The 16,342-nt window shown below is 70.0% G+C and carries 16 protein-coding genes and 1 riboswitch; of the genes, 8 read left to right on the forward strand and 8 right to left on the reverse strand.

Translation table 11 applies throughout. The features are described from left to right. Positions 1-6: 6 nt before the first annotated feature. A riboswitch (cobalamin riboswitch) is annotated at positions 7-144 on the reverse strand. Positions 145-176: 32 nt separating this feature from the next. From VSH64_RS35060 to VSH64_RS35070, 3 genes are all read left to right on the forward strand, one after another. Further along, positions 177-1,073: a Gfo/Idh/MocA family protein gene (locus tag VSH64_RS35060; protein ID WP_326567035.1), complete on the forward strand. Its 897-nt coding sequence runs from the start codon at positions 177-179 to the stop codon at positions 1,071-1,073. Positions 1,074-1,330: 257 nt separating this feature from the next. Then, entirely contained in the window at positions 1,331-1,993 is a 663-nt protein-coding gene (locus VSH64_RS35065) for a VanZ family protein (RefSeq protein ID WP_326567036.1), read from the forward strand. Positions 1,994-2,180: 187 nt separating this feature from the next. After that, positions 2,181-2,927, forward strand: coding sequence for a GNAT family N-acetyltransferase (locus VSH64_RS35070; RefSeq protein WP_326567037.1), 747 nt, complete (start codon positions 2,181-2,183; stop codon positions 2,925-2,927). A gap of 75 nt (positions 2,928-3,002) precedes the next feature. Here VSH64_RS35070 and arfB read toward each other — a convergent pair whose 3' ends face one another. The 7 genes from arfB to VSH64_RS35105 all read right to left on the reverse strand — a co-directional run bounded on the left by arfB (position 3,003) and on the right by VSH64_RS35105 (position 8,894). Continuing rightward, entirely contained in the window at positions 3,003-3,431 is a 429-nt protein-coding gene (arfB, locus tag VSH64_RS35075; RefSeq protein ID WP_326838109.1) for an alternative ribosome rescue aminoacyl-tRNA hydrolase ArfB, read from the reverse strand. 43 nt (positions 3,432-3,474) lie between these two features. Next, a complete protein-coding gene (gene purM / locus VSH64_RS35080; protein ID WP_326567038.1) occupies positions 3,475-4,545 on the reverse strand; it encodes a phosphoribosylformylglycinamidine cyclo-ligase in 1,071 nt (356 codons plus the stop codon). Between the two features lie 30 nt (positions 4,546-4,575). Further along, positions 4,576-6,111, reverse strand: a complete 1,536-nt coding sequence (gene purF, locus VSH64_RS35085) for an amidophosphoribosyltransferase (RefSeq protein WP_326567039.1) — start codon at positions 6,109-6,111, stop codon at positions 4,576-4,578. A 226-nt stretch (positions 6,112-6,337) separates the two neighbouring features. Next, the gene (locus VSH64_RS35090) at positions 6,338-6,718 is read right to left on the reverse strand and encodes a hypothetical protein (RefSeq protein ID WP_326567040.1); all 381 of its coding nucleotides are present in this window, start codon (positions 6,716-6,718) and stop codon (positions 6,338-6,340) included. Next, positions 6,705-6,944: a DUF397 domain-containing protein gene (locus tag VSH64_RS35095; protein ID WP_220245081.1), complete on the reverse strand. Its 240-nt coding sequence runs from the start codon at positions 6,942-6,944 to the stop codon at positions 6,705-6,707. The genes VSH64_RS35090 and VSH64_RS35095 overlap by 14 nt, the downstream gene beginning before the upstream one ends. Before the next feature lie 502 nt (positions 6,945-7,446). Next, positions 7,447-8,325, reverse strand: coding sequence for a helix-turn-helix domain-containing protein (locus tag VSH64_RS35100; protein ID WP_326567041.1), 879 nt, complete (start codon positions 8,323-8,325; stop codon positions 7,447-7,449). A 188-nt stretch (positions 8,326-8,513) separates the two neighbouring features. Beyond that, on the reverse strand, positions 8,514-8,894 hold the full coding sequence (locus VSH64_RS35105; protein ID WP_326838110.1) for a sterol carrier family protein: 381 nt from the start codon (positions 8,892-8,894) through the stop codon (positions 8,514-8,516). 58 nt (positions 8,895-8,952) lie between these two features. Between VSH64_RS35105 and VSH64_RS35110 the strand changes: the two genes are divergently transcribed. From VSH64_RS35110 to VSH64_RS35130, 5 genes are all read left to right on the forward strand, one after another. Continuing rightward, the gene (locus tag VSH64_RS35110; RefSeq protein ID WP_326567042.1) at positions 8,953-9,630 is read left to right on the forward strand and encodes a type VII secretion system-associated protein; all 678 of its coding nucleotides are present in this window, start codon (positions 8,953-8,955) and stop codon (positions 9,628-9,630) included. Positions 9,631-9,851: 221 nt separating this feature from the next. Continuing rightward, positions 9,852-10,679 carry a lysozyme gene (locus VSH64_RS35115; protein ID WP_407655581.1) on the forward strand — a complete coding sequence of 276 codons (828 nt, stop codon included), beginning with the start codon at positions 9,852-9,854 and terminating at the stop codon, positions 10,677-10,679. 172 nt (positions 10,680-10,851) lie between these two features. Further along, complete coding sequence (locus VSH64_RS35120) at positions 10,852-11,748, forward strand: lysozyme (protein ID WP_326567043.1); 897 nt, start codon at positions 10,852-10,854, stop codon at positions 11,746-11,748. A 194-nt stretch (positions 11,749-11,942) separates the two neighbouring features. Further along, positions 11,943-12,788 (forward strand): hypothetical protein, encoded by an 846-nt coding sequence (locus VSH64_RS35125; protein ID WP_326567045.1) that lies wholly within the window; start codon positions 11,943-11,945, stop codon positions 12,786-12,788. 3 nt (positions 12,789-12,791) lie between these two features. Continuing rightward, positions 12,792-13,868: a pentapeptide repeat-containing protein gene (locus VSH64_RS35130; protein WP_326567046.1), complete on the forward strand. Its 1,077-nt coding sequence runs from the start codon at positions 12,792-12,794 to the stop codon at positions 13,866-13,868. 60 nt (positions 13,869-13,928) lie between these two features. On the opposite strand, the gene purL is transcribed toward VSH64_RS35130, so the two are convergent. Next, positions 13,929-16,235 carry a phosphoribosylformylglycinamidine synthase subunit PurL gene (gene purL, locus VSH64_RS35135; RefSeq protein WP_326567047.1) on the reverse strand — a complete coding sequence of 769 codons (2,307 nt, stop codon included), beginning with the start codon at positions 16,233-16,235 and terminating at the stop codon, positions 13,929-13,931. Positions 16,236-16,342: the final 107 nt, after the last annotated feature.

Consider the following 16,342-nt stretch of genomic DNA (forward strand, 5'->3'; position numbering starts at 1 on the left):
CTCGCATCGAGTCGGACCACGGCGGGCGATCCGGCTCGCGGCCTCGGAGTCGTGCGGGGCCGCTCACGGTTGCGGGTCAGCGCCGGATTCGCACCGGCTTCCCCCGTTCGTGGTGGAGAACTCTCCGACGTTAACCCACCAGAGGGACCGACCCCAAGCCACCTACACTTCCCGGCGTGGACGTCGGACAGCTGCGCATCGGCCTCGTCGGAACCGGTCCCTGGGCCACCACCGTGCACGCGCCGGGCCTGGCCGAGCACCCCGGCACCGAGCTCACCGCCGTCTGGGCGCGCCGCGCCGAGAGCGCCCGCGCGCTGGCCGAGGCCCACGGCGCCGTGGGCACCGACGACCTCGACGAGCTGTTCTCCCTGGTCGACGCCCTCGCCTTCGCGGTGCCGCCCGCCGTGCAAGCGGAGATCGCCACGCGTGCGGCCGAGGCCGGCAAGCACCTGATCCTCGAGAAGCCGATCGCCGCCGACCTGGCGGGCGCGCGGCGGCTGGCCGACGCCGTGGACCAGGCCGGCGTCGCGTCGCTGGTGATGCTCACGCTGCGGTTCTCCCAGCAGACGCGCGAATGGCTCGACGGCCTCGCCCGCTCGGGTGGCTGGCGCGGCGGCGGCGCGCGCTGGCTCTCGGGCGCGCTGCTCGGCGGCCAGTACTCCACGTCGGCCTGGCGCCTCGACGCCTCCGGCGGCGCGCTCGCCGACATCGGCCCGCACGCGTTCGACCTGCTCGACGCCGCGCTCGGCCCCATCACCGACGTGCTCGCGGCCCACCGGGGCCCCGATGACCTGTGGCAGCTGATGTTCGCCCACGAGGGTGGCGCCACGAGCACCGCGACCCTGTCGTTGCGGCTGCCGATTCAGCCGAGCGTGGTCGAAGTCGCCGTGTACGGCGAGCACGGCTACCGGACGCTCGGGCGCAAACCGGGCACCGCCGGCGAGTCCTACACGGCCCTGCTCGACGACTTCGCGGCCATGGTCGCGAGCGGCACGACCACGCACCCGTGCGACGTCCGCCGAGGCCTGCACCTGTCCGGGCTCATCGAGCAGGCCCGCAAGCTCGCCGGGTAGTACACAGGTCCCGCTCCTTGTTTTCCGTTGTGAAACAAGGCTTTTCCCCAAGCCCCGGAAATCCTTCCACAGGGTTGTCCACAGCATCCACTATGGACGGTCCGCGCCTCGACCGAACCACGGGAAGCCGTTTCGCGCCACCGGAAAGATCACCGAATAGTGCGGCCCGCTGAGCATGCCGACTCGAACCGGCAATGCGAAGGTGATCTTGGGAAGGCGTGAAGAAGCAGTTCAGAGGGGTTCGAGAAGGGAAGCGCATGGGTGCCTTGCTGCGCGCTTTCTGGGGGATCATCCCGATCACGGCCATCGCGTTGCCCTACGCGCTGCTCTGCTGGCCCTTGCTCGCCGCGCGGAGGCGGCGAAGAAACACAGGCCTGAGCCACGCCCACGCGTCGGCCACCGCGGCCGTCGACGTGCTGGCGGTGACCATCGGCGCACTCGTGCTCTGCCTGGTCACCATGCCCGTGGGCACCGGCGCGGTGAGCACGCTCGACCTCGTGCCCGGAGCCGATCTCTCGGCCGCGCTGTCCGACGACGGTTCGCTCTGGCAGGTCGTCGGCAACCTGCTGCTGCTGTGCCCGCTCGGCGCCCTCGTGCCGGTGCGCGTGCGCCGGCTGCGGTCGGTGGGCCGGGTCGCGGTCACCGCCCTGAGCGCGTCCGTGCTGGTGGAGGCCACGCAGTTCCTCATCCACACCGGCCGCGTCACCTCCACCGACGACGTGCTGCTCAACACGATCGGCGCCACGCTCGGCGCCGTGCTGACCCGGCGAGGCTGGCGCTACTTCGACGTGGTGGTGCCGGTGGTCGCGATCCCGCAGCAGGTGCGCCGCACCGTCTGCAACGCGCCGGTGCGCCTGCGCGTGCCGCGTTCGGTGTGGGACGCGCGCTACGCCGGGATCGGGCACCCGGAGCGGCGTTAATCCGCTTGCGCCCGCTGGGACACTGAAAGCTCTCGGATCTTCGGACGAAGGAACGCCTATGTTTGCCGCCGCTTCTCGCGTCGGCCGAGGTCAGGCCTGACGCGAGCCCGTCAGCCGTCCTTCCCATGCCCTGCCCCTCTCGGCGGTGCGCGTGGGTCTCCTTCGACCCCGAAAGGGTTCACCCAGCATGTCCGCCCTTCAGGCGTATGTCCGCTCCACCGCACCCCGAGGCCGTGACGTCGAACGGATCGGCCCGTTCCTCGCGACGTTTTCTCGCACCAGCGACCACCCGATGGTCAACTACGCGATCCCCGACGACGGTGCCGCGCCGTCACCCGCCGAGATCACGGCGCTCGCCGACGCGTACGCGGGCCGCGGCCGGCAGCCCCGGCTGGAGTTCTTCACCGAAGCCGCGCCCGACCTGGAGCAGTTGCTGATCGCGCAGGGGTACTCGCTCGAGCGGCGCGTGCCGCTCATGACCTGTACGCCGGCCGATTTCGTGGATCACCCGGCACCCGCCGGAATCCTGCTCCGCGCTCCGAAAAGCGACGCCGACCTGCGCAGCCTGCGTTCGGCGCAGAACGTGGCGTTCGGCGAATCCCCCGCCGTGTCCGACGAGGAGCTGGCGAGCACCCGCTCGTTCGGCGACCGCGCCGTGCGCGCCGAGGACACCGCCACCGGCGCGGTGATCGGCGGCGGCTTCGCGCTGGACATCGTCGATGGCGCGGCCGAGATCGCCGGCATCGCCGTCGCCGAGGCCTACCGCCACCGCGGCATCGCGTCGGCGATCACGGCGCACCTCACGCGCCTGGTCCACTCCCGCGAGGCCCCGACGGCGTTCCTCACCCCGGGCGACCTGGGCATCGCCACGGTGTACCGCCGGGTCGGCTACCGGCCGGCCGGCGAGTGCGTGCACCTGTCGCTGAGTTCCTAGCGAACGGTGAAGAGCCCCTTGATGGACTGTGCGTCCGTCAAGGGGCCCTTTCAGCGACCTGTCAAGCGACCGCGGCTAGTCGTCGAACCGGCCACCGCGGCCGCGTTTCACGTCGCTGCGCCGCTTCTTCGCGGCCAAGCGGCGTTCCTTCGAACCCCGCGACGGTTTGGTGGGACGCCGCTTGGCCGGCGGCGGCGCCGAGGCTTTGAGCAGCACATCGACCAACCGCAGCCGCGCCGCGTCCCGGTTCTGCAGCTGCGAACGCTGCTCGCTCGCCGCGATGGTGATCACTCCGTCGACGAGCCGGCCCGCCAGCCGCGCCACGATCCGCTCGCGCAACGACTCCGGGATCACCGCCGACCGCGCGACGTCGAACGAGAGCTCCACGCGCGAGTCGGTGGTGTTCACGCCCTGCCCGCCCGGTCCGGACGACCGGGAGAAGCGCTCGCTCAACTCGGCTGCCGGGATCACGAACCGGGAGCCGACCACCACGTCCTCTGCCACTGATGCCACGTCGTCCAGTCTTCCAGCCGCGGCAAGCGAAAACTCAGAACCGCGGGTGGTCGCCCGAAAGCACGGCGCGCGAGCCGTCCGGGTCGTCGGCCGGCTGCACGTCGCCGAGGATCCAGGCCGGCACGTGGCGGGCCGTGAGCACGGCCAGCGCGCGGTCGACGTCCTCGGCCGACACGATCGCGACCATGCCCACACCCATGTTGAACGTCTTCTCCAGCTCGGCGCGCTCGACCTTGCCGCGCTGCCCGATCAGCGCGAACACCGGCGCCGGCGTCCACGTGCCGCGTTCGAGACGCGCCACCAGGCCGCGCGGCATCACGCGCGCGAGGTTCGCCTCGAGCCCACCGCCGGTGATGTGCGCGAAGGTGCGCACCTCGGTCTCGGCGGCCAGCGCCAGGCAGTCCTTGGCGTAGATCTTCGTCGGCTCCAGCAGCTCCTCGCCGAGCGTGCGGCCGAACTCCTCCACGTGCCCTTCGAGCGGCATGCGCGCGATGTCGAGCAGCACGTGGCGGGCCAGCGAGTAGCCGTTGGAGTGCAGGCCCGAGGAGCCCATGGCCAGCACGACGTCGCCGGGACGCACCTTCTCGGGCGTGAGCAGCTGCGACGCCTCGACCACGCCGACGCCGGTGGCCGACACGTCGTAGTCGTGGTCGCCCATCAGGCCCGGGTGCTCGGCCGTCTCGCCGCCGAGCAGCGCGCACCCGGCCTGAACGCAGCCTTCGGCGATGCCGCCGACGATCGCCGCGATCTTCTCCGGCACGACCCGGCCCACGGCGATGTAGTCCTGCAGGAACAGCGGCTCGGCGCCGGTCACCACCAGGTCGTCGACGACCATGGCCACCAGGTCGATGCCCACGGTGTCGTGCTTGTCGAGCGCCTGCGCGACGGCGATCTTGGTGCCCACTCCGTCGGTGGACGACGCGAGCACCGGCTCCTTCCACTTGTCCAGCTTCAGGGAGAAGAGCCCGGCGAACCCGCCGACGCCACCGCGCACCTCGGGGCGGGTGGCGCGCTCGGCGTGGGGCTTGAGCAGCTCGACGGCCTGGTCACCGGCTTCGATGCTGACGCCGGCGGCTGCGTACGTGGCGCTCGTGGACTCGCTCACGGAAGCGGACTCCCTACTGGACAATTCGGACTACGGACGCCGGACGGCGTCTTCGGCACCGTACCCGGCCGGGCTGACCGGAGTCGCTTGGCCATTGACCGAGTCCATGCTTTCCAGCAGGTGCTTGCCGATCAGGGCGTCGTCGGGCAGGTCGATGGGGTATTCACCGGAGAAGCAGGCGGTGCACAACCGCGTCTTCGGCTGCTCGGAGGCCGCGACCAGGCCGTCGAGCGAGATGTAGCCCAGCGAGTCGGCTCCGATGGAGCGGCGGATGCCGTCGAGGTCGACGCCGTTGGCCACCAGTTCGGCGCGCGAGGCGAAGTCGATGCCGTAGAAGCACGGCCAGCGCACGGGCGGCGAGGCGATGCGCACGTGGACCTCGAGTGCGCCGGCCTCACGAAGCATGCGTACGAGCGCGCGCTGGGTGTTGCCGCGCACGATGGAGTCGTCGACCACCACCAGGCGCTTGCCGCGGATCACGTCGCGCAGCGGGTTGAGCTTCAAGCGGATGCCGAGCTGGCGGATCGTCTGCGACGGCTGGATGAACGTGCGACCGACGTAGGCGTTTTTCACCAGGCCGGTGCCGTACGGGATCCCCGAGCCCTGCGCGTAGCCGATCGCGGCCGGGGTGCCGGACTCCGGCACGGGCATCACGAGGTCGGCGTCGGCCGGGTGCTCGCCGGCCAGGCGGCGGCCGATCTCCACGCGCGTGGCGTGCACGCTGCGGCCGGCGATCGTGGTGTCGGGGCGGGCGAGGTACACGTACTCGAACACGCAGCCCTTGGGCTCCGGGTTCGCGAAGCGCGACGAACGCAGACCCTCGGCGTTGATGGCGATGAGCTCACCCGGCTCCACCTCGCGCACGAACGAAGCACCGCAGATGTCGAGGGCGGCGGTCTCGCTCGCCACGACCCAGCCGCGCTCGAGGCGGCCGAGCACGAGCGGGTGCACGCCGTGCGGGTCACGCGCGGCGTAGAGGGTGTTCTCATCGGCGAAGACCAGGCAGAACGCGCCCTTGAGCGTGGGCAGCAGCTCCATGGCCGCGGCCTCGATGCCCTTGTCGGCGGCGTTCGCGGCGAGCAGGCCGCACACGAGGTCGGAGTCGCTCGACGAGCCGGTGAGGCCCGCGTGCGGCTTGAGGCCGGCGGCCTTCGTGCGGTCGCGCAGCTCGGCGGTGTTCACGAGGTTGCCGTTGTGCGCGAACGACAGGCCGCTGCCGGTGGCCGTGGTGCGGAAGATCGGCTGCGCGTTCTCCCAGACCGTGGCGCCGGTCGTGGAGTAGCGGCAGTGGCCGACGGCGATGTGGCCCTGCAGCGACTGCAGCACCTGCTCGTCGAACACCTGGCTCACCAGCCCGAGGTCCTTGAAGACCACGATCTGCGAGCCGTCGGAGACCGAGATGCCGGCCGCCTCCTGCCCGCGGTGCTGGAGCGCGTACAGGCCGTAGTAGGTCAGCTTGGCGACTTCTTCCCCGGGAGCCCAGACGCCGAAGACGCCACACTCCTCGCGGGGTTCCGGTTCGGGCTGGTCGAGGTGATCAGTACTGGCGGAGGGGTCGGAAACCACCGAGGAGCTCCCAGGAAGACGTGGGCGGGCCAACTCCAAGTGTAAGGGAGGTGAAGACGCGGTTCGCCTCGCCGGACGTGGTTCTCCCCACTCCGGTGCGCCGGTTCCGGGGTGCCGGCGAGAGCAGTGCTCGCGTTGTGGATCTTGGCTCCCGGCCCCGAACGTGAACCAGGCCCCGCACGACGTGGCTGTCCACGTCGCACGGGGCCTGAAGATCAAGGGTGTTTCAGCGAGCTGCGAGCCACTTCGACGTGCCGCCGCGCCCGGGCACCCAGCACCCCTTGGCGGGGGCGGGTTCCGCGCTCTGCTCGTCCGGCAGCGCCAGCACTTCGGCGAGCACCTCGGACACTTCACCGCGGCGGCGCCACAGCCACTTCTCGGGCTGGAAGACGTTGTCCTCCGTGCCCGGCACGCGCGTGGCGACCGCGTCGTCCTCGGCGTTGAGCCGCACGACGTCCACCACGTTGTCGTGCACCCGGACGCCCACCACGGCTTCGAACTCGCCGTCGGCGTCGGTCTCGTGCACGAACTGGTACCCGCGGCCGATCAGCGCCTGGAGACCGGTCTCGACGTCGACCTGGGTCTCCAGGACCTCAGCCGAGGACATCGTCGAATTCGCCGTCCTTGGCGCCGGCGAGGAAGGCGGCCATCTCGGCGCGGGTGTAGACGAGCGCGGGGCCGGTCGGGAAACGGGAGTTGCGCATCGCGATCTCGCCGGAGGCGAGCGGAGCGACCTCGACGCAGTTGCCCACCGCGCCGCTGTAGCTCGCCTTGCGCCACTGGGCGCCGGTCAGACGATCGGCCGGAATGCCGTTTTCGAACCGCTCAGCCATGATCCCCACCTTCCGGGACGGTGAAAAGCTCAGGAATCTGCACGTGCATCTACCTGTGACTGGGACGCTAGCACGCGCCCATGCAACGGTAAATGCACGTGCAGAATTTTCTGCAAGTTTCTCACTGCGTGACGACAGACTTCAGTAGAAAGTCCCAGTCGGGCGATTACCTCACCACTCGAAGGGGTGAAAAATCACGCTGGGTCGCCGTTCTGGGGGTGGTCGTCGCGCTGAGCAAGCTCCCCGCTTCGGTGACGATGGCAGCGGGTGAACGCACACCACCACGCGTGAGCGGCGGGGTTTTCAGTGAACGGTGGTTCGACGGCCGACGAGGGGCCCAGCAGGCCCTGGGAGGCTCTCGGAGCGCCGCCGCGGGCGATCGGACGACCGTGCAGCAGATGCCCGCAGACGCGAACTCAGCCGGAGTGGATCACGAGCGAGGCCGTACCCCGAAGAGTCACGGCGCGGTCGACCTGACTCGAGCGTCAGGAGATCGGCGCGGTCAGATCTCCGCGCGACGCTTCGCCAGACGAGCCCGGCTCCGCTCCGGCGTCTCCGCGTCGACGGCCAGCAGGTCGAGCGCGCGGCCGTACTTCTCGATCTCGTCGCGCTTGTCGAGGTAGTGGGCGCCGGTCAGGTACTCGACGTACGCGATGTTCGGCAGCTCCGACTCGGCGAAGCGCAGCAGCGCGAAGCCGTGTTCGGCGGACAGGCCGCTGCGGCAGTAGGGCAGGATCTGCACCGACACGTGCGGCAGCGTCGTCACCTCGAGCAGGTACTCCAGCTGTTGCTTGAACACCTTCGGCCCGCCGATCGGCCGGTACAGCACCGACTCGTCGAGCACCGCCCAGATGCGCGGCGCGTCGGGCCTGGCCAGCATCTTCTGGCGGCGCATGCGCAGGGCCACGAGCTGGTCGACCTTCTCGTCGGCCATCTCGGGCCGGCCGTGGCTGAAGATCGCGCGGGCGTACGGCTCGATCTGCAGCAGACCGGAGACGAACAGCGGCTCCCAGATCTGGATGCGCGACGCGGCTTCTTCGAGGCCGACGAGGTCGGTGAACCAGCCCGGCACGGTGTCGCCGAACTTGCGCCACCAGCCGGCCTCGTTCGACTGCTTGACCATGTCGAGGAACGCGCGGCGCTCTTCGTCGTCGGCGACGCCGTACATGGTGAGCAGGTCGGCGACGTCGCGCTCCTTGAAGCCGACGCGGCCGAGCTCGAGGCGGGAGATCTTGGACTCGGAACCCCGGATGTTGTAGCCGGCCTGCTGACGCGTGATCCCGGCTTCCTCACGGAGCTTGCGCAGCTGCGAGCCGAGGATCATCCGGCGTGCGGTCGGGCCGAGACTCTGCTCGCCGCCGGACGCGTTCACCGCGTTCATGACCGGGACCTTCCGTACGCCGTTCGCCTTGACCTGAGGGATTCGAGCCCGACTACCCAAAGTACACGTACAGAGCCAACCCGTATAGCACGGCTCGGCACGCGTCGGGTTTGTGTTCCCGATTCTACGGAGAGTCGAGGACGGACGACAGCGTCGGGTGAGTATTCACTGGTCAAGACCCCAGATGGTCAGAGCCGGACCACCGGAAGCCAGTGTGAAAGGTCGGCGCGCGAGCCCGAGGCCGTCACTCGCGCGGCGTCAACGGCACTGGGCCAATCGAGAAGGCCCGTCGCCAGTTCGAGCCACGTGCGGGGGTCGGTTTCGATCACGTTCGGTGGCGTACCGCGCGTGTGGCGGGGCCCTTCGACGCATTGCACAGCCGCGAACGGCGGCACCCGCACTTCCACGCTGCGACCGGGCGCGTCGGCGGCGAGCGCCTTGAGGCTCAGCCGCACGGCGGCGGCCAGCTCGGGCCGCGTCGGTTCCGGGCCGTCACCTCGCAACCAGTCCGAAACGGCCCGGACCGCCGCTCGTAACTCAGCGGGATCGACCGAACGCGAAGAGGCCATGGCCCAACAGTAGAGTGACGGCGGACGAACTTTCAGCACCCGGCACCGAGGGACGGCGATGGCGCAGCGGGACGAGGCAGATCGGATGGTTTCCCCGACCACCCCCGCGGCGCGCCGCGGCAAACCGGCGGACAAGCCCGCCACCGCCGGGCGGCACGGCCGGCGCGGACCGCAGGGCAAACCCGAGATCACCCCCGAGATGCGGGCCAACGCGCGCGCCAACCCCAACAGCTGGCTCTACGTCATCGACGAGGCCTTCGACCCGGGCGGCCCGGTGCCGTCGTGGGCCGTGGTGGGTGCGTACCCGGTGAACGCCTCGGGTGACGTCGTCGAGGACTTCCACCCCAACGACCGCTACCGGCCCTCGCCGAAGGCCCTCGGTTACCCCGAGCCCGGCACCGAGCTCGAACGGCTGCTGCAGCTCGTTCGCACGGAGCACCGTCCGGCCGAAGACCTGCCCAAGGTCATCCTCGACTCGACGCTGTTCGTCTACGCCATGTCGCCGGTGCAGCGCACGGTCATCGGCTTCCACAACACCGACGGCCGCGTGATGGTGCCCGCCTACACCGCCAAGTCGCTCGTGCCGCGCGAGTGGCCGCACGCGCGCGCGGTGCTGGGGCGCGACATCGTCGGCCTGCTCGCCGGTCACCCCGTGGCCATCAACCCGCACGACCTCATCACCGCGGTCGTGCCGGCCGAGCACCTGCTGAAGGCGCTGGCCGAAGAACGCCGCTGAGCTTTTCACCGTCCACTCAGGCCGGATCCGCTACGAAAAGGCCCGCTGTCCACTTCAGACAGCGGGCCTTTTCGTACCCGCGTCGCTTCACCCTCACGAATACCGACCCCACTCCGACCTGGGGCAATCACTCCATCAGGTGATCACCGAGTCGCCGGAACGGCGGCTTGCGGGCATCGTTTGCGGAGGTAGTAGTACACGCGTCCGGCAGGGAGTCCAGGGTGAAGCGTCGTGATCCGCTGCTGCGCCGACCGCTCCTGCGGGGCGCCACCGCGTGGGGTGCGCTGGTCGTTTCCGGGCTCGCCCTGTGCACGCCGGCCACGGCCGCGCCCAGCTACGAAGGCGCGGACGACCACTACGCCGGCTCGCAGATCGAGAAGTACGAAGGTGTTGCGGGTGCGCCCAACGTGCAGTACACCGCGAGCGATCAGGTGCTCGGCCACGACGTGAGCGGCCACCAGGGCGCGGTCGACTGGGCCGCGGCCGCGCGGGCCGGCTCGAAGTTCGTGTACGTGAAGGCCACCGAGGGCACGGGGTTCGTGAACCCGCAGTTCGCCCAGCAGTACAACGGTTCGTACCAGGCCGGGATCGTGCGTGGTTCGTACCACTTCGCCCGCCCCGACGTGTCCGACGGTGCGACACAGGCCAACTACTTCCTCGCCCACGGCGGCGGCTGGTCCGCCGACGGCAAAACGCTGCCCGGCGCGCTCGACGCGGAGTACAACCCCTACGGCGAGACCTGTTACGGCAAGGACGCCGCCGACATGGTCGCGTGGATCAAGTCCTTCTCGGACACCTACCGCGCGCGAACCGGGCGCCTGCCGACCATCTACACGTCCACCAGCTGGTGGAAACGCTGCACCGGCAACAGCCCCGCGCTCGGCGGGAATCCACTGTGGCTCGCGCGCTACAACACGCAGATCGGCGAGCTGCCCGCCGGCTGGCACAGCCAGGTGATCTGGCAGTTCGCGGACAAGGGCTCGCTGCCGGGCGACCAGAACTGGCTCAACGGACCGCTCACGAGTCTGCGGAATCTGGCAAATGGGTGAACATTCGTTACGACCTCACGAATTGGTCATCATGACCCGATGAAAATCACCCACGTGACCCTCTGAATTCACGGAACTTGATGACAAACGCCGGAGCGTCATCAAGAATCTCCTCCGGGCGGCTACCTGCAATAGCCGCCCTCAGCGAGGGTATCTGTGAAGGGATTCAACGATGTCCACTTCCCGAAGAGGACGGCGAGCGACCCTGCTTTCCGCCCTGGCCATCCCCACCGTGGCGCTCCTGCTCGGCTCCGCGGCTCCGGCGACGGCCACTCCGGACAACCCGGATCGATCGGCGAGCGCGATCGACGCGATCAACGCCGACATCCAGAACCACAACCACGAACTGGGATCGCAGATCCGCCGCGTGGAAGGTGATTCGTCCACGCCGGCGACGAAGGTCGCCGCCCAGCGGCCGCAGCCCGCGGCCGCCATCCCGAACCAGGTCCTGGCCACCGTGCCGGGCATGGACGTCGCCAGCTACCAGGGCAACGTCGACTGGGCGAGCTGGTGGAACCAGGGCAAGCGGTTCGTCTGGACGAAAGCGACCGAAAGCACGAGCTACACCAACCCCTATTTCGCCCAGCAGTACAACGGTTCGTACAACCAGGGCTTCCTGCGCGGTGCGTACCACTTCGCCACCCCGAACACCTCCAGCGGCGCGGCGCAGGCGAACTACTTCGTCGCCCACGGCGGTGGGTGGTCGAAGGACGGCAAGACCCTGCCGGGCGCGCTCGACATGGAGTACAACCCGTACGGCGCCACCTGTTACGGCCTGAGCCAGGCCGCGATGGGTGCGTGGATCCGCGACTTCCACGACACCTACCACGCCAAGACCGGCCGCTGGCCCGTGATCTACACGTCGGCGAGCTGGTGGAACCAGTGCGTGGGCACGTCGCAGAACTTCTCGTCCACGGTGCCGCTGTGGACGGCGCGCTACGCGTCTTCGGCCGGCGCGCTGCCGAACGGCTGGAGCTACTACACCATCTGGCAGTACACCTCGAGCCCGCTCGACCAGGACACCTTCAACGGTGCCCTCGACCGGGTCCAGGCACTGGCCAACGGCTGATCCACGGCTGATTCGGAGCTGAGGTTCCCGGCCGCCCGTCCCGTGCGGGCGGCCGGGGGCTTCGTTCTCGTCACGTCTTTTGTGCCGTGGCCCCCGACCTTGCAGAATGCACCTCACGTGGGGAGGAACCGCCGGCGCCCGCCGGTCGTCAGACCACGGCGCGAAACGGTGCACCAGGAAGGGCGGAACCGGAAATGACCTACCCACCGCAGCCAGGGCAGGGCGGCCAGCCGGACCCCTACGGCCAAGGCTGGCAACAGCCGGGCACGGGCGGGGTTCCTCAGCAGCCGGGGTGGGATCCGAACGCTCAGCAGCAGCCGGGCCAGCAGCCCGGCTGGGACCCGAACGCCCAGCAGTACCCCGGGCAGCAGCCGTACGGCCAGCCCTACCAGCAACAGCAGTACCCCGGCACCCAGCAGTACCCGCAGCAGGGGTGGGACCCGAACAACCCCTACGGCACCGGCGGGTACGGCGGTGGCCCGCAGCCGCCGAAGAACAACAAGACCGGTCTGTGGATCGGCGTCGCCGTGGCCGTGGTGGTCGTGGTGGCGCTGGGCATCACCGGCTTCGTCGCGCCCGGCTTCTTCCTGAGCAAGGACTCCGGCTCCTCCGCGCAGACGCAGAACCCGGTGCAGCCGCCGCCGCAGGTCCCGTCGTCGCGGCCGCAGCTGCCCACCGGCGAACCGTCGCTGCCGGGCCTGCCCACCGACGAGACCGACATCCCCGGCACCGGTGACGGCGCCGGCACGCCGGCCGAGGCCAAGCAGGCCGTCGACGCGTTCGTCGCGAAGATCAACGCGAAGGACGGCCCCGGGGCCACGGCCATGACGTGCCAGGGCAGCGAGGCGTTCTCGAAGGACAGCATCGACGAGGCCACCACCGGCACCCCGCAGCTCAAGGTCGAGGGTTACGACGGCACGGCCACCGTCACGGCCAGCCTCAACGGCAGCCTGTCCGGAAAGGACGCCAACGGCTCGGTGATCGCCACCTCCGTCGGCGGCAACTGGTGCATCGGGTTCTTCTTCGTCATCGCGTTCTGATCCGTGCGGTCCCCACTGCTGTGGACGTTCGTCGCGTCCGTACTGCTGCTGTGCGGGGTCGGGGGCTGGCTGCTCACCGACCCCGCCACCAGCCGCAGCGAAGCCCTGAAAACGGCCGGGCTGGCCGGTGGCGCGGTCGTGGCGCTGTATGCCTTGTGGCTCAACGACCGGCGCCGCCGCGTCGAAGAGGCGCGCCAGGAAATCGAGCGGCAGCGCCACGACCTGGAGATGCGCCGCGCCGATCAGGACCGTGAGCGCGTGTCGGACGAGCGGTTCGCGAAGTCCGTGGAGCTGCTCGGCCACGAGGCCGACCAGGTCCGGGTCGGCGCGCTGCACGCGTTGGCGGGGCTGGCGCGCAGCCGGCCGACGTACACGCAGACTGTGCTCGACGTGCTGTGCGCGTACCTGCGGCGGCCGTTCGACCACGCGCGCTACGAAGATCGCAACGTCGAAGATGGGCCCGAAGTCGAGCGGGAGCTGCAGGTGCGCCTGACCGCGCAGCGCCTCGTCGCGGAGCTGCTGCCGTGGGCCTCCGAGGAGGACGCGCCGAGCTACGACCTCGACCTCACCGGCGCGGTACTGGAGTACCTGGACCTGTCCCGCCGCAAGATCGGCCGGCTGCTGCTGCGCTACGCGTCGCTGCACAGCAGCACGAACCTGAGCGGCTGCGTGATCACCGACCGCGCGTACTTCACCGCCGCCGGCACCGGCAACGGCCGTCTGATCGGCAACTTCCGCTGCCGCGGAGCGAAGTTCCTCGACTACGCGTGGTTCAGCGGCACGGTGTTCGCCGAGAACGCCGACTTCACCGATACGACGTTCAGCGGCCGAACCACCTTCAAGGAAGCCGTGTTCACCCAGGACGCGCTGTTCGGCGGCGCGAGTTTCGCCGATTCCCTCGACCTGCGCCGCACGTCGTTCCTCGGCCGCTTCGTGGACCTGCGCTTCGCCCGCGCGCCCGAGCACTTGGACGTGTACTACACGGTGCTGAAGTCCACCACGGAGCACCGGCTCCCCGACGGCTGGCGCCGTGACGCCCACGACGACGACATCGCCTACCTCACCGTGTCCGGCCTCTGAAAAGGGCCGCTTTCCTTGGCGTACCGAGGAAAGCGGCCCTCTGCTTCGGGGCGCGGTGCGTCAGTCGAACAGCGCCGGCAGCGTCTTCTCCCACGTCTCACGCAGCTCGTCGAGCGAAAACTCCGTGATGTCCTGCAGCTCGAGCGTGCCCGAGTCCGGGTCGACCACGCCGGTCTTGCGCCACGGCAGGCCGCGCGCGGTGCACATCTCCGTGAACCGCAGCTCTTCCGTGCGCGGCACCGCGACGAGCACGCGGCCCGACGACTCGGAGAACAGCTGCACGAACGGGTCCTGGTCGCGGTCGAGGAACACGCGCGCGCCGCACTGTCCGATGAGGACGGTCTCGACCAGAGCCTGGGCGAGGCCACCGTCGGCGAGGTCGTGGGCGGCGGAGATCATGCCGTCGCGCGAGCCGGCCACGAGGACCTCGCCGATGAGCTTCTCGCGGGCGAGATCGACGCGAGGCGGCACGCCGCCGAGGTGCCCGTGGAGCTCACGCGCCCAGGCCGAGCCGTCGAGCTCGTCGTGGGTGTCGCCGAGCAGCAGCAGCGTCTCGCCGGCCTCCGCGCCGATGCCGGTGGGGATGCGGCGGGTCACGTCGTCGATCACGCCGAGCACGGCGATCACCGGCGTCGGCAGGATGGCCGTGTCGCCGGTCTGGTTGAAGAAGCTCACGTTGCCGCCGGTCACCGGGATGCCCAGCTCCACGCACGCGTCGGCGAGACCGTGCACGGCCTGCTCGAACTGCCACATCACCGCCGGGTCGGTGGGGGCGCCGAAGTTGAGGCAGTCGGACACCGCGACCGGCGTCGCGCCGCCCGTGGCGACGTTGCGGTAGGCCTCGGCCAGCGCGAGCTGCGCGCCGCGGTACGGGTCGAGGTACACGAACTTCGCGTTGCAGTCGGTGGACACCGACACGCCGCGGCCGCTCGACTCGTCGATGCGGATCATGCCGGAGTCGGACGGCTGGGCGAGCACGGAGTTGCCGCGCACGTAGCGGTCGTACTGCGCCGTGACCCACTCCTTCGACGCCTGGTTGGGCGAGGAGATGAGCTTCAGCAGGTCGGCGCGCAGCTCTTCGGGCGTCGACGGGCGCTTGAGCGAGGCCGAGGTGTCCGCGATCAGCGCGTCCTGCGTCGCCGGGCGCTGGATCGGACGGTCGTACACCGGGCCCTGGTGCGCCACGGTGTGGGCCGGGACGTCGACCACGACCTCGTCGTGCCAGGTGATCACGAGGTTGTCGCCGTCGGTGACCTCGCCGATGTCGGTGGCGATCACGTCCCACTTCGCGCACACGGCCATGAACGCCTCGACGTTCTCGGGCGACACGACCGCGCACATGCGTTCCTGCGACTCGCTCGAGAGCACCTCGGCGGGCGTCATGCCCGTGGCGCGCAGCGGCACGCGGTCGAGGTACACGTGCATGCCACCGTCACCGGCGGCCGCGAGCTCCGACGTCGCGCAGGACAGCCCGGCACCGCCGAGGTCCTGGATGCCGACGACGAGCTTCTCCTTGAACAGGTCGAGGCAGCACTCGATGAGCACCTTCTCGGTGAACGGGTCGCCCACCTGCACGCTCGGCAGCTTGCGGCGCCCGGCCGCGCTCTCGTCGCCGGAGAACGTGTCGCTCGCCAGCACGGACACGCCGCCGATGCCGTCGAGGCCGGTGCGCGCGCCGAACAGGATGATCTTGTTGCCGGTGCCGGAGGCGAACGCCAGGTGCAGGTCCTCGACCCGCATGGCGCCCACGCACAGGGCGTTGACCAGCGGGTTGCCGCTGTAGGACGGGTCGAACACCAGCTCGCCGCCGATGTTCGGCAGGCCGAGGCAGTTGCCGTAGCCGCCGACGCCGGCGACCACCCCGGGCAGCACGCGCTTGGTGTCGGGCGCGTCGGCCGGGCCGAAGCGCAGCGCGTCGGCCACCGCGAGCGGGCGCGCGCCCATGGCCATGATGTCGCGGACGATGCCGCCGACACCCGTGGCCGCACCCTGGTAGGGCTCCACATAGGACGGGTGGTTGTGACTCTCGACCTTGAAGGTGACCGCCCAGCCGTCGCCGATGTCGACCACGCCGGCGTTCTCGCCGATGCCCGCGAGCATCTTCGACTTCATCTCGGCGGTGGCCGTCTCACCGAAGTAGCCCAGGTGCTTCTTCGAGGACTTGTACGAGCAGTGCTCGCTCCACATCACCGAGTACATCGCCAACTCGGCGTCGGTGGGCCGGCGGCCGAGGATCTCGCGGATCCGCGCGTACTCGTCTTCGGCGAGGCCGAGCTCGAGGTACGGCTGCGTGGTTTCCGGGGTCGCCTTCGCGCGTTCGGTGGTGTCAACGGTGCTGGTCACGGTGTCCGTGTCAGGGTTCGCCACACCCTTAAGACTACGTGTCAGCCGGGTCACACCCGCACCCTCCCCGCCTCGGTCGGTGAAGGGCGCCTTCCCGGACTCTGATCCCTCAAGGCGCCCTTCACAGCTTG

Origin of the sequence: Amycolatopsis rhabdoformis (assembly GCF_035918295.1) — a bacterium.
Classification (GTDB): Bacteria; Actinomycetota; Actinomycetes; order Mycobacteriales; family Pseudonocardiaceae; genus Amycolatopsis; species Amycolatopsis rhabdoformis.

Excerpts from the sequence above, each read along its gene's own strand:
- VSH64_RS35100 (WP_326567041.1), bottom strand. The coding sequence starts at position 8,325 with ATGAACGCGGTGAACGCGTCCGGCGGCGAGCAGAGTCTCGGCCCGACC.
- VSH64_RS35125 (WP_326567045.1), top strand. The coding sequence starts at position 11,943 with ATGACCTACCCACCGCAGCCAGGGCAGGGCGGCCAGCCGGACCCCTAC.
- VSH64_RS35090 (WP_326567040.1), bottom strand. The coding sequence starts at position 6,718 with ATGTCCTCGGCTGAGGTCCTGGAGACCCAGGTCGACGTCGAGACCGGT.
- VSH64_RS35095 (WP_220245081.1), bottom strand. The coding sequence starts at position 6,944 with ATGGCTGAGCGGTTCGAAAACGGCATTCCGGCCGATCGTCTGACCGGC.
- VSH64_RS35120 (WP_326567043.1), top strand. The coding sequence starts at position 10,852 with ATGTCCACTTCCCGAAGAGGACGGCGAGCGACCCTGCTTTCCGCCCTG.
- VSH64_RS35065 (WP_326567036.1), top strand. The coding sequence starts at position 1,331 with ATGGGTGCCTTGCTGCGCGCTTTCTGGGGGATCATCCCGATCACGGCC.
- VSH64_RS35105 (WP_326838110.1), bottom strand. The coding sequence starts at position 8,894 with ATGGCCTCTTCGCGTTCGGTCGATCCCGCTGAGTTACGAGCGGCGGTC.
- VSH64_RS35110 (WP_326567042.1), top strand. The coding sequence starts at position 8,953 with ATGGCGCAGCGGGACGAGGCAGATCGGATGGTTTCCCCGACCACCCCC.
- VSH64_RS35070 (WP_326567037.1), top strand. The coding sequence starts at position 2,181 with ATGTCCGCCCTTCAGGCGTATGTCCGCTCCACCGCACCCCGAGGCCGT.